At 65.9% G+C, this 12,395-nt stretch carries 13 protein-coding genes; 7 read left to right on the top strand and 6 right to left on the bottom strand.

All coding sequences use genetic code 11. From position 1 onward, the window contains the following. Nucleotides 1-209 precede the first annotated feature (209 nt). Entirely contained in the window at nucleotides 210-731 is a 522-nt protein-coding gene (locus ITJ60_RS04185) for a ribonuclease H family protein (protein WP_123294960.1), read from the bottom strand. A 70-nt stretch (nucleotides 732-801) separates the two neighbouring features. Then, nucleotides 802-1,632: a LysM peptidoglycan-binding domain-containing protein gene (locus ITJ60_RS04180; protein WP_194647024.1), complete on the bottom strand. Its 831-nt coding sequence runs from the start codon at nucleotides 1,630-1,632 to the stop codon at nucleotides 802-804. Nucleotides 1,633-1,737: 105 nt separating this feature from the next. Between ITJ60_RS04180 and ITJ60_RS04175 the strand changes: the two genes are divergently transcribed. Continuing rightward, on the top strand, nucleotides 1,738-1,989 hold the full coding sequence (locus ITJ60_RS04175) for a hypothetical protein (RefSeq protein WP_123294958.1): 252 nt from the start codon (nucleotides 1,738-1,740) through the stop codon (nucleotides 1,987-1,989). Here the strand turns inward: ITJ60_RS04175 and ITJ60_RS04170 are convergent. The 3 genes from ITJ60_RS04170 to ITJ60_RS04160 form a co-directional block, all read right to left on the bottom strand. Next, nucleotides 1,986-2,558 carry a hypothetical protein gene (locus ITJ60_RS04170; protein WP_194647023.1) on the bottom strand — a complete coding sequence of 191 codons (573 nt, stop codon included), beginning with the start codon at nucleotides 2,556-2,558 and terminating at the stop codon, nucleotides 1,986-1,988. The genes ITJ60_RS04175 and ITJ60_RS04170 overlap by 4 nt on opposite strands. 68 nt (nucleotides 2,559-2,626) lie before the next feature. Further along, a complete protein-coding gene (locus ITJ60_RS04165) occupies nucleotides 2,627-3,445 on the bottom strand; it encodes an aldo/keto reductase (protein WP_194647022.1) in 819 nt (272 codons plus the stop codon). 209 nt (nucleotides 3,446-3,654) lie between these two features. Next, on the bottom strand, nucleotides 3,655-4,860 hold the full coding sequence (locus ITJ60_RS04160) for an MFS transporter (RefSeq protein ID WP_123673613.1): 1,206 nt from the start codon (nucleotides 4,858-4,860) through the stop codon (nucleotides 3,655-3,657). Nucleotides 4,861-5,193: 333 nt separating this feature from the next. Here ITJ60_RS04160 and nrdH point away from each other — a divergent pair, with 333 nt between their 5' ends. The 5 genes from nrdH to ITJ60_RS04135 all read left to right on the top strand — a co-directional run bounded on the left by nrdH (nucleotide 5,194) and on the right by ITJ60_RS04135 (nucleotide 10,273). Then, nucleotides 5,194-5,427 (top strand): glutaredoxin-like protein NrdH, encoded by a 234-nt coding sequence (gene nrdH, locus ITJ60_RS04155; RefSeq protein ID WP_017886897.1) that lies wholly within the window; start codon nucleotides 5,194-5,196, stop codon nucleotides 5,425-5,427. 110 nt (nucleotides 5,428-5,537) lie between these two features. Further along, complete coding sequence (nrdI, locus tag ITJ60_RS04150; RefSeq protein ID WP_194647021.1) at nucleotides 5,538-5,954, top strand: class Ib ribonucleoside-diphosphate reductase assembly flavoprotein NrdI; 417 nt, start codon at nucleotides 5,538-5,540, stop codon at nucleotides 5,952-5,954. 17 nt (nucleotides 5,955-5,971) lie between these two features. Then, entirely contained in the window at nucleotides 5,972-8,077 is a 2,106-nt protein-coding gene (gene nrdE, locus ITJ60_RS04145) for a class 1b ribonucleoside-diphosphate reductase subunit alpha (protein WP_194647020.1), read from the top strand. Nucleotides 8,078-8,171: 94 nt separating this feature from the next. Then, nucleotides 8,172-9,173 carry a class 1b ribonucleoside-diphosphate reductase subunit beta gene (nrdF, locus tag ITJ60_RS04140; protein ID WP_111086559.1) on the top strand — a complete coding sequence of 334 codons (1,002 nt, stop codon included), beginning with the start codon at nucleotides 8,172-8,174 and terminating at the stop codon, nucleotides 9,171-9,173. A gap of 263 nt (nucleotides 9,174-9,436) precedes the next feature. Further along, nucleotides 9,437-10,273 (top strand): AbiV family abortive infection protein, encoded by an 837-nt coding sequence (locus ITJ60_RS04135; protein WP_228509703.1) that lies wholly within the window; start codon nucleotides 9,437-9,439, stop codon nucleotides 10,271-10,273. 343 nt (nucleotides 10,274-10,616) lie between these two features. Here ITJ60_RS04135 and ITJ60_RS04130 read toward each other — a convergent pair whose 3' ends face one another. Then, nucleotides 10,617-11,885: a hypothetical protein gene (locus ITJ60_RS04130; protein WP_194647018.1), complete on the bottom strand. Its 1,269-nt coding sequence runs from the start codon at nucleotides 11,883-11,885 to the stop codon at nucleotides 10,617-10,619. Between the two features lie 95 nt (nucleotides 11,886-11,980). Here ITJ60_RS04130 and ITJ60_RS04125 point away from each other — a divergent pair, with 95 nt between their 5' ends. Continuing rightward, a complete protein-coding gene (locus ITJ60_RS04125; protein WP_194647017.1) occupies nucleotides 11,981-12,169 on the top strand; it encodes a hypothetical protein in 189 nt (62 codons plus the stop codon). Nucleotides 12,170-12,395 lie beyond the last annotated feature (226 nt).

Genomic DNA, 12,395 nt, shown 5'->3' with positions numbered 1-12,395 from the left:
GCGCCCAGCATCGTCTCGAGGTCGGATGCGGACCAGAGCCTCGGTGTTCCTGGGTCTCCCAGACCCAGGCTGACCGAACTCGTCGGACGCGCTGGCCCGAGACTCGTGCGCGCCGCCGCGAGACTCGTGGTGAGCGACGGTTCTCGGGCGAGCGGCCGCGAGATCAGTCGCTCAGGCCGAGACTCGGCCACCGGCCAGGCGTCGCCGGGTCAGAAGAGCGTGGCCGGCGGGGTCGCCTCGGGCAGTGCGGACGGCTCGGTGACCTCGACGCCGGGCCAGCCCGGACCGTGCGGCACGTCGGTGTGGTTCTGGTAGGCGGTGGCCGCACCACGGGCACGGACGTCGGCGGCCTCGTTCATCTCGTGGCCGACGTGCCCGCGGACCCACTCGAACGTGACCTTGCGACCCTGCAGCTCGGCGTCGAGCTCCTTGATGATCTCGACGTTCATGACCGGCTTGCCGTCGGCCTTGCGCCAGTTCTTCCGCTTCCACCCGGCGAGCCACTCGGTGCAGGCCTTGATGGCGTACTGGCTGTCGCACAGGATGTGCAGCGGCTCGCCGGAGTCCTTCGTCGCGCGGAGCAACTGCAGGACGGCCGTGAGCTCGCCGATGTTGTTCGTCGCCCGGGGCCAGCCACCGGCGGCCCAGCGGTCGTCGTCGACGTACCAGGCCCAGCCGGCGGGGCCGGGGTTGCCGAGGGCTGAGCCGTCTGCTGCGGCGACGATCGTCACGAGGGGACCTCCTGGTCGGGGCTGGTGCCCGTCGAGCGTAACGGACGGTCGAGTGCCGTCCGCGCCGAGGTCAGCGGCGCGCAGGGTCGAGGTTCAGCGTGCTGCCCTCGAGCAGCCAGTCGTCGGCGCGGGTCTCCGTGTACGGGTTGAGCCACTGCACCTCGGCCGGCGTGATGCCGAACCGCTGCGCGACCGTGGTCAGCTCGTCGCCGTGCGCCACCAGGTAGTCAGCCGGTCGTCCGTCGGCGTCCGTGACGATGCCGTACGCCCCCGGTCGGTCCTTGCCGACGGTGATGCGCAGGTCCGGGTAGGGGTTCGGGATCTTCCAGTCCAGGGCGCCGGCGGCCAGCACCGATCCGACCCACGGACGCTTCGACGGGTCTTCGTCCGGCACCGAGGCAGGGACGAGGACGACACTCTGCAAGTAGTCCGGTCGTGCACCGGCGTCGTGCATGACCACCGTCTTCGGCGGCCCGGAGGCGGCGGTCCACTCGGTCGTGTCCCGCGCCGACGCGTCACCGCCGTCGAGCGGGCTGGCGGTCCGGTGCCGGAACTGCAGGCTCATCTGCTGCGGGGTGGTCGTGCGGTAGCCGGACAGCTGCGCGGTGAACGTACCCGTGTCGTTCGCCACGATGCGCACGTGGATGCTCGTGTCACCGCTCGGGGACGTGACGTCGGTCTCCGCCGCGACCGTGCCCGTGGGCAGGGCCTGCTCGACCTCATCCGTGTCCCCGTCGACCTGCTCGGTCGTGAGCGTCGGATCGGGGATCGGCTCCGCAGTGCGCTCGGTGGCCTGTCGGGTCGGCTTCGGCAGGGTGTCGTCCCCGCCGAACGCCGTGCAGCCCGTCAGCAGCAGCCCCACCATCGCCGTACCGATGACCGCGCTCGCCGCGGTCCGCATCCGTGTCATCGTTCCCCCACGGCAGGGAGCGTACCGCCGGGGTCCGGCCCGATCGACCGCCGTGACCGAACTGGTACTCGGGGCACACGGACTACCGTCCGGGTCATGAGCGACAGCATCCCGGAGACGCCGGATCCCGACTCGACCGACACTGCGTACAGCCCGTCGAGCGAGCGGGAGACCGAGGCGTCGCAGACCGACCAGCGCAGCGACGCCGAACTCGAGGCGGACGGCATCGACACGTCCAAGATCACCGCCGCACCGGGAACGGGCGGCGCGGACGACGCCGGCGACGTGGAGCCTGCGCCGGGCGACCTGCACCTGCCGTGGCAGTCGGAGGAGGACCGCCGGGGCTAGCGCGCCACGCGGTCGAGTTCGCGGACGAGTTCCTCGCCGTCGCGGACGTCCCAGAAGGCGAACACCTGCGGTCCGAACAGCCCGTCGAGTCCGGTGTTCGCGTAGATCTTGGCGGTCGCTCCGCCGGCGAAGAACGCCGCCACTCCGCTCGGATCGCCGGTGTTCCACTCCACTGAACAGTGCCGTCGGCCCCCGGTCCAGGTGACGGTGCGATCGGTGCGTCCGACCGGGACCTCGCGGGTGGTGTTCGGGCCGATGATCAGTGCGCGGCGGTCGGTGACGGCGTACACGGTCGTGCGCTTGCGGTGTGCCTTCACGAAGAAGCGGCCGACCACCAGGTGTACGCCGACGATCGAGAACACGATCGGGATGATCGCTCCCACGCCGAGGGAGCCGGTCCGCACGACGTCGAGGACCGCGAACGCGACGAAGCCGGTCCACAGCAGGGAGAACGGGATGAGGAAGCCGTCCCGCCCCGTGAAGAGCTTCGCCGGGTCGCTCGTGCCGGCCCAGTAGAGGTGCTCATCGGGTCCGAGGTGCGCACGGGCGGTCTGCTGAGGATCGTTCACCCCGAAGAACCTACGCCGTCACGAGGGTGCCACGTCACGACGGCGCTACCGTCACAAGGGCACCACCGTCACGACACCGCGTCGGGGTGCGAGCCCGTCCGCTGCCCGGACTCGAGCGTGGCGATCGCCGCGAGCTCGTCGTCGCTGAGCACGAAGCCGTCGACGTCGAGGTTCGACCGGATCCGCGACGGCGTCACCGACTTCGGCAGCACCACGACCCCTTGCTGCACGTTCCACCGGACGAGGACCTGCGCGACGCTCACCCCGTGTGCGTCAGCGATGCCGGTGAGGATCGGTTCGTCGATCAGCCGACCGCGACCGAGCGGCGACCAGGCTCCGGTGACGATGTCGTGCTGCTGGTGGAACTCCATGAGCTCGCGCTGCGGGAGCCACGGGTGCCGCTCGACCTGGTTGAGCGCCGGGACCTCGCCCGTCCCGTCGATGAGTCGCTGCAGGTGCGGCACCTGGAAGTTCGAGACCCCGATGCTCCGTGCCCGGCCGGAGTCGCGCAGTTCGACGAGCGCGCGCCAGGTGTCGACGTAGCGGTCGTTCGCCGCGGCCGGCCAGTGGATCAGGTACAGGTCGACCGCGTCGAGCCCCAGCCGCTCGAGGCTGCCGTCGAAGGCACGCAAGGTCGCGTCGCGACCCTGGTGGTCGTTCCACACCTTGGTCGTCACGAAGACGTCGTCACGGTCGAGCCCGGAGGCCCGGACCGCCTTGCCGACGCCGGTCTCGTTGCCGTACATCTCGGCCGTGTCGACGTGCCGGTAGCCGGCGTCGAGCGCGAGACCGACCGCCGTCTCGGCCTCGGAGTCGTCGACCTTGTAGACGCCGAACCCGATCGCGGGGATCGCGGAGCCGTCACGCAGGGGAAGTGAACTGACCATGCACCCATCCTGCCGGTGCGTGGCGGGCGCGCGCCGGGCCTCCCGGCCATCTGTGGAGAACCGTGTACCGGCCGCGACGGCAAATGCAATCGGGCGTACCTGGTCAGAACTTCCGACCAGGTACGCCCGATTCGGCCAGGTACGCCCGATTCGGCCAGGTACGCCCGATTCGGCCAGGTACGCCGAAAGCCCGCGCCGCGCGCCCGCGCTCAGGTCGGCAGGACCACCGGCTCGGTGTCGGGGATGGGGCTGGCGTCACGGCCGCGCAGGTCGGGCAGCCAGCGCTTGGCCCCGAGCGCGACGACGACGCCCACCCCGGCCATGACCGCACCGACCGTGAAGCCGCCCACCGGGCCACTGCTGTCGATCAGGAAGCCGGCGACCGCGGACCCGCCGGCGGCACCGATGAGCTGACCGGTGCCCATCCAGCCGTAGGCCTCGGCGGTGTCGGAGAACTTGACGGTGGCGGAGACCGAGCCGAACATCACCGCGAGTGCCGGCGCGATGCCGATGCCCGCGATCACGAGGGCGATGCAGAGCCACCAGAAGTTCGTGCCGCCCAGGGCGAGCGCGAGACCGACGAAGACGATCGCCATGCGCGTCCACAGGGTGTTGGGGGAGATCGGACGGTGGCCGAAGGCCAGGCCGCCGAACAGGGACCCGACCGCGAAGACGGCCAGGACGATGCCGGCGTTCGGGCTGCCCTCGCCGAAGACGCTGGTGACGCTGGCCTCGACCGCCGCGCACGCCCCGATCAGCAGCAGACCGGTCAGGGTGGCGACGACGACCGACGGGCGCTTCAGCACCACGCCGAACGCGCGCTTCGAGCGGGGGATGCGGACGCGACCGAGCTCGGGTGAGGCGATGAACCAGATGCCGCCGACCACCAGGAAGACCATGGCGACGACGATCGCCTCGACTGTGCCGACCTGGGTCGCGACGAAGGTGGTGATGACCGGTCCGGCGACCCAGATCAGTTCTTGGGCGCTGGCATCGAGTGAGAACAGGGGGGTGAGCTGCGACGAGGTCACCATCTTGGGGTAGATGGTGCGCACCGCCGGCTGCACGGGCGGGACCGCGAGGCCGCCGAGGAACCCGACCACCACGTAGCCCCAGAGCGGCATGAGCACGAACCCGATGACCCCCATGCTCACGAGCGCGACGATGCTCGTCAGGATGAGGACGGGGCGCATGCCCCAGCTGCCCATCCAGCGGCTCGTGAGCGGGCCCGCCAGCGCCTGCCCGACACTCGTCGTCGCGAGCACCAGGCCGGCGGCGCCGTAGGAGTGGAAGACGTGCTCGACGTGCAGCAGGTAGGCCAGCGAGAGCATCCCGAACGGGAAGCGCGCGGTGAGCTGTGCAGCGATGACACGACCCACGCCGGGGGTCTTCAGGAGGGGGCCGTACGTGCTCACGAGACGAGTGTACGGACCGGACGGATCGGGGTGTCACCCGTCCGGGGGAGGTGTGGAGGAGGTCCTCGTCGACACCGTTCTCAGACACGCCGACGGGAGGTGTCGAGAACTTCCGTCCACAGCTTGTGGAGAGTGTCGGTGGTGGGTGCGAGAGTGGCGGAAAACCGGGCCTCCGGGAATCCACAGTCTGTGGATCGGGTTGTGGAAACTACAGGCGTGTAACACTTTCTCTTGTGGTCGACGGGTCCGCCGGGCACAACATGTAGTAGCGTCGTCCTCAGCACCGCACACGAACTTCGGACCTGGAATCAGGCCCAGAAACCAGGGGAGAACATGGCCGTCACCGTCTACACCAAGCCGTCCTGCGTCCAGTGCACAGCGACGTACCGGGCCCTCGACAACAAGGGCATCGAGTACGAAGTGCACGACGTCTCCACCGACGAGGCAGCCCTCGAGCACGTCAAGAGCCTGGGCTACATGCAGGCCCCCGTCGTCGTCACGGACGACGACCACTGGTCGGGCTTCCGCCCCGACAAGATCGCGACGCTCAGCGCCGAACTGGCGTAGTCGTCTCCCGTCCTGTGGGCGGTCACCCCGGACCCGCTCAGGAGGCCCGGATCACCGCCCACAGGACACCCCCGGTCCGTCTGTCCGCACCTTCCACCGAGGAGCGCGCCATGAGCCGATTGGTCTACTTCTCGAGCGTTTCCGGGTACACCGCGCGCTTCGTCGAGAAGCTCGGCCGTGACGCGGACCGGATCCCGCTCTACCCGAGCGAACCCTTCCTCCACGTGGACGAGCCCTACGTCCTGTTCCTGCCCACCTACGGTGGCGGCAACGGCGATGGTGCGGTCCCCAAGCAGGTCATCAAGTTCCTCAACGACGCGCACAACCGCTCCCTCATCCGCGGTGTGGTCGTCGGCGGCAACACGAACTTCGGCGAGGCCTACGGCCTGGCGGGGGACGTCATCGCGCGCAAGTGCAACGTCCCCGTTCTCTACAGATTCGAACTCTTCGGGACCCCTGACGACGTGTCGGCGGTCAACACAGGATTGGATGCATTTTGGACGCAGCAGTTGCAGACGTCGATCTGACGTCGCCGCAGACGGGAATGGACTACCACTCCCTCAACGCGATGCTCAACCTCTACGACGCGGACGGCAACATCCAGTTCGACAAGGACCGGGAAGCCGCGAAGCAGTTCTTCCTGCAGCACGTCAACCAGAACACCGTCTTCTTCCACAACCTGAAGGAGCGGCTCGACTACCTGGTCGAGAACGAGTACTACGAGCGCGAGACGATCGACATGTACTCGCTGGACTTCATCCAGCGACTCAACGACCTGGCGTACTCGAAGAAGTTCCGGTTCCAGACGTTCCTCGGCGCGTTCAAGTACTACACGAGCTACACGCTCAAGACGTTCGACGGCAAGCGCTACCTCGAGCGCTTCGAGGACCGCGTCGTCATGACCGCCCTCGGCCTGGCACAGGGCAACGAGCAGCTCGCGATCGACCTCGTCGAGGAGATCGTCGCCGGCCGCTTCCAGCCCGCCACCCCGACGTTCCTCAACACGGCGAAGGCCCAGCGCGGCGAACTCGTCTCCTGCTTCCTGCTCCGCATCGAAGACAACATGGAGTCGATCTCGCGCGGGATCAACTCGTCGCTGCAGCTCTCGAAGCGCGGCGGCGGCGTGGCCCTGCTGCTCTCCAACATCCGCGAGGCCGGCGCCCCGATCAAGCAGATCGAGAACCAGTCCTCGGGCATCATCCCCGTGATGAAGCTGCTGGAAGACTCCTTCTCCTACGCGAACCAGCTCGGTGCGCGTCAGGGCGCCGGCGCGGTCTACCTCAGCGCCCACCACCCGGACATCATGAAGTTCCTCGACACCAAGCGCGAGAACGCCGACGAGAAGATCCGCATCAAGACGCTGTCCCTCGGCGTCGTCGTGCCGGACATCACGTTCGAGCTCGCGAAGAACAACGAGGACATGTACCTGTTCTCGCCGTACGACGTCGAGAAGGTCTACGGCGTCCCCTTCGGCGACGTCCCGATCTCCGAGAACTACCGCGCGATGGTCGACGACTCGCGCATCAAGAAGACGAAGATCAAGGCGCGTGACTTCTTCACGACCATCGCCGAGATCCAGTTCGAGTCCGGCTACCCGTACATCGTGTTCGAGGACACGGTGAACAAGGCCAACCCGATCAAGGGTCGGATCAACATGTCCAACCTGTGCTCGGAGATCCTGCAGGTCAACACCCCGACGACCTTCAACGAGGACCTGTCCTACAAGGAGATCGGCAAGGACATCTCCTGCAACCTCGGCTCGCTGAACATCGCGCTGACGATGGACTCGCCGGACTTCGGCAAGACCATCGAGACGGCCATCCGCGGCCTGACCTCGGTCTCGCAGATGTCGCACATCGCCTCGGTGCGTTCCGTCGAGGACGGCAACGACAAGTCGCACGCCATCGGCCTCGGCCAGATGAACCTGCACGGCTACCTCGCTCGTGAGCGCGTCTACTACGGCTCCGAAGAGGGCATCGACTTCACGAACATCTACTTCTACACGGTGCTGTTCCACGCCCTTCGTGCGTCGAACAAGATCGCGATCGAGACCGGCGAGACCTTCGACGGGTTCCGCGACTCGAAGTACGCGTCGGGTGAGTTCTTCGACAAGTACACCGACCAGGCGTGGACCCCCGCGACCGCTCGTGTCGCCTCGCTGTTCGACAACGCGAACATCACGATCCCGACGCAGGAGGACTGGAAGGCGCTGAAGGCGTCCGTCCAGGAGCACGGCATCTACAACCAGAACCTGCAGGCCGTCCCGCCGACCGGTTCGATCTCGTACATCAACCACTCGACGTCGTCGATCCACCCGATCGCGTCGAAGATCGAGATCCGCAAGGAAGGCAAGCTCGGCCGCGTCTACTACCCGGCGCCGTTCATGACGAACGACAACCTGGACTACTACCAGGACGCGTACGAGATCGGTGCCGAGAAGATCATCGACACGTACGCCGCGGCGACGCAGCACGTGGACCAGGGCCTGTCCCTGACGCTGTTCTTCAAGGACACCGCCACCACGCGTGACATCAACAAGGCCCAGATCTACGCATGGCGCAAGGGCATCAAGACGATCTACTACATCCGTCTGCGCCAGCTCGCCCTCGAGGGCACCGAGGTCGAGGGCTGCGTCAGCTGCATGCTGTAGAGCTGCCGCTCTCTTCCTGGAGGCGCGGGGCGGGCCCCGCCCTGCGCCTCCAGTCCGTCATCAGATCACCATCTCGAATCCGGAAGACAATCCCATGACCCTCACCGACCCGGTCCACGCCACGGGCAAGTCCATCCCGCTGATCAGTTCGGTCAGTGCCATCAACTGGAACCGCATCCAGGACGACAAGGACGTCGAGGTCTGGAACCGGCTGGTCAACAACTTCTGGCTCCCCGAGAAGGTGCCGCTGTCGAACGACGTGCAGTCGTGGAACACGCTGACGCCGGCAGAGCAGCAGCTCACCATGCGGGTCTTCACCGGCCTGACGCTGCTCGACACCATCCAGGGCACCGTCGGCGCGATCAGCCTCATCCCCGACGCGATCACCCCGCACGAAGAAGCCGTCTACACGAACATCGCGTTCATGGAGTCGGTCCACGCGAAGAGCTACTCGTCGATCTTCTCGACGCTGGCCTCGACGCCCGAGATCGACGACGCCTTCCGCTGGTCCACCGAGAACGTGAACCTGCAGAAGAAGGCCCAGATCGTCCTCGACTACTACACCGGTGACGACCCCCTGAAGCGCAAGGTCGCCTCGACGCTGCTCGAGTCGTTCCTGTTCTACTCCGGCTTCTACCTGCCGATGTACTGGTCCTCGCGCGCCAAGCTCACCAACACCGCTGACCTGATCCGCCTGATCATCCGCGACGAAGCCGTCCACGGTTACTACATCGGGTACAAGTTCCAGAAGGGCCTCGAAGGCGCTTCCGAAGAGCGCAAGCAGGAGATCAAGGACTACACGTTCAACCTGCTGTTCGAGCTCTACGAGAACGAGGTGCAGTACACGCAGGACCTCTACGACCAGGTCGGGCTCACCGAGGACGTCAAGAAGTTCCTGCACTACAACGCCAACAAGGCGCTGATGAACCTGGGCTACGAGCCGATGTTCCCCAAGGAGACGACGGACGTGAACCCGGCGATCCTGTCGGCGCTCTCGCCCAACGCGGACGAGAACCACGACTTCTTCTCGGGGTCGGGGTCGTCGTACGTCATCGGCAAGGCGGAGAAGACCGAGGATGAGGACTGGGACTTCTAGGTTCCGCTCGACCGGGGAACGCCCCGCTGGCTTCGGCTGGCGGGGCGTTCTTGTGTCCGTATGTCGCCCCCGTCAACGAAGTGGAGCGCGGACGGGCTATGTGAGACAGAACTCATCTACCTGCTGAAGCGTGGAGCGGTTTGTCCGGTGGCCGACCGGCTATCGGACGTTTGCATCGGCGCCTACGCCCGTCGTGCTGGCCGGTCCGCTCGCGGACCGGCGATCTAGTGCGCGGCGTCGCATCCGCACTGCAAACTTGGGTCATGGCAGTGCGGAGGCTTCCGGACCTTACTCCGGCACAGGTGGTACGGCTACAAGATGCTTTGCTCGAGAACGCGAACACGCTGCTGACGACGGCCCTCGCTGTGCTGGAGCTTGATCATGCATCTCTCGCACGATCGCTCGCGATTCTGGGCCTGGAGGAATCGGGGAAGGCAATCGCCATCCATAAGCGCCGCGTCGAGATGGGACTCAGTGCCGACGGCGAGACGTTCAGGTGCGAGCGGCTGGACGAGCTTTGGGCTAGCCACGAGAAAAAGCTTGCGGCGGTCCACGACTTCCTTGTCGAGGAGCCCTATTGGTTCGACTCCGAAGCTCCCGACCCAGACATGAACGCCTCCCTGCTCGGCACCATCAACTCGTGGGCACGTCGTCATGACCACTCAAAGCAACGCGGCTTCTACGTCGACCTCGGGAGGACCGGCGAGGTGATGGCTCCACCTGACGTCGCAGATGAGGCTGCCCTGCGCGAGGTCATCGCTCGTGTTCATCAAGTTGGCTGGCAGCTTCGCTTGGGCGAGCACATCGAGGGCAAGCGACAGGACGAAAGGGAGGCCGGCCTGCCCCCGATGACCGACGAGGAACTAGGTTGGTTCGATTCTTTGGAGCTTCCCGATGCCGGTGCTCGTAAGTTTCAAGATGAGCTGATTCGAGGGATGAAAGAGGGGACACCGGGCGAGGTACTGCCTAACGCGGGCTACAGGTTCAACCCTCCAGGAGCCGACCGGAGTCCATTCCGCAACGTCGGCAAGCCCGGCTACGAAGCCGAGGACCGCGAACTCATGCGCCTTGCTCGGGAGATCGACCAGCAGGACGGCTAATAAGGCGAGCGCCTTGCGAGCGTCGCAATGAATCGACGCGTCTAGTCAGGGGCGCGACTCCCGGATCGGGCAGCCGAGGCAAGCGCATCAGTTCCCATGGCGGCCGTGATCGATCCGGCGCCGTTGCCCGAGGAACAGCGCAGCATGCACCCTTCGGACACCGTAGGTGCCGCGGGATCGAGCATGCCCGTTCCGGACCTGATCGATCAGGTGCGCACTTTCAAGGTCCCGATGCGACATCCGATGGGTCACTACGTCCTTCTTAGCCGCTTCGAAGTGCGCGGCACTCTGGTCGGGGATCTGATGCACTGTGACCAGGACGACAATCGTGCGCATCGATCGTTCATGCGCGGTCTGGATCGTCGCGTGAGGCGTCCAGGACGAGCCGCATCGAGGCGATTCGATGCGATTCGTAGCGCGTGTGATGTTCGATCGCGGAATACCAAGTGTGGCCGATCTCGACGAGGTCCAGGAAGGCGGCGGCAGCGTTAAGCGCACCGTCGGAGGGACCTTGCAGGAGGACCGGGACAATCCAGTCAACAGAGATTGCGCTGGTCAGGTCGTATGCGGTCCCTCCCAACGCGTACACCCCGACGAGTTCCGCGCCCGACATCGTCGACGGACCCCCAAAAAGGGTCCGCAGCTGGTCAGATTTCAGCTCACCGGCCCGAAGACCTGCTTGGAGCGCGATGTACACTTCCGACGTCAGTGGATCGAGCGGATAGGCCTTGTTCTCTGCGGCTGTTCGAATGCCCTTGAGCAATGCGTTTCGCTCGGCGTCGTCCGCGACGAGTCGCTTGGCGTCGTCCGGAGCGAGGGCGACGAGCTGTGACCACGAGTACTCCGCCGATGCACCTGCTCGCTGAAGTTCCAGCAGAGTCGCTGCGTCGGATTGACGAGCTGCTCGCATCAGTTCTGCGACGGGCACTCCTGGTCGCTCGTCGCGGAAGCGCCGCCAAATCGCACTGACGTTCTCCAAGTTCCGTCTGTGCATCCGTGCGAACTCACGCCACGTATAGGGCTTCTCCACTGCGTCGTCCCGGGCAATGACATCGAACGAGACGGGCGCTTCGGAACTCAGGGGATCGACGGCACCCATCGCCGCTAGCACTTTTGACAACCCGAGGTACATCGTTATCGCGTGGTCCACCTCTGCGAAGCGGCGGAGGTGTACCTGCGTCAGTTCGCGACTGTCGAGAGGGAAGCCGCGCGACGTGACGTAGTCCGCCTGCGCACCTTGACGTTGATCCGAGTGGATGATGCCATTCCGGAGGTACTTGATCGCCAGGTAGTCCTGGAAGACGGAGGTGTCCACCGATGACACGCTCCGACGTTGGACGAACTCCATGAGCGCAGCGACCTTGGTGGAATTGTCGACCTGGCCCCCTAGGTAGGTGCTCAGATCCTCGTCCTCGGTCCGCCGGAACTCCTCCATGATGCCGTTCTCTACGTTCCCGACGAGCATCACCGCGTACAGGCGGGCAAGTGTCGCGTCTAGGAATCTCGGCATGAAGTTCTCGAGCGGGTGCCGCAGCAGGATGCGTCGGAGCGACGCCAGGAACAGCATGTCGTCGGAGTACGAATCTGTGAACTCCGGTATACGATCACTCATGTGAGCCATCCTCGCAGGTTTGCGAACCGTTTGATGCCGAGCGGACGCAGGGCCTTCAAAGAGGACCCTTCCGATGCCGGATCGACGAAGGGCGCATGCTTCCCGGCCTCGCCGCCCGAGCTCAGCTTCAAGTCGACCGGCTACGCACCGTCGTGTTCTTCCTCCTGTTGCTCACCGACGATCTGATCCGAGCGTGTTTGATCCTGCTGCTATTAGTACCTGGGCTCGCGACCGCATGGGATTACGAAGTGCTGGTCGATGGGGAAGTGGACCCGTCGCTGTAGTCGATTCCCTACCGGTCGCGGTCGCGGTCGCGGCGGGCTTAGCCTGCAAAGGTGGCAGCGGGGGTAACAGGGCCGGAGCAGCGCTTGCGCGTGCGAGCGGGGCTCGTGATGGCGGCGGTGCCCGCGTGGCTGCCTCCGGCCGCCGTTGGCATCGTTCGTCTGAACTGGCAAATGGTTCCTGCACGTGTGCCGGTGCATTGGTCGGGAGCGGGACCTGACCAGTGGG

The sequence above is a fragment of the Curtobacterium sp. VKM Ac-2884 genome (assembly GCF_015350945.1).
Taxonomy (GTDB): Bacteria; Actinomycetota; Actinomycetes; order Actinomycetales; family Microbacteriaceae; genus Curtobacterium.
This window is presented reverse-complemented; position numbering and strand designations above follow the sequence as displayed.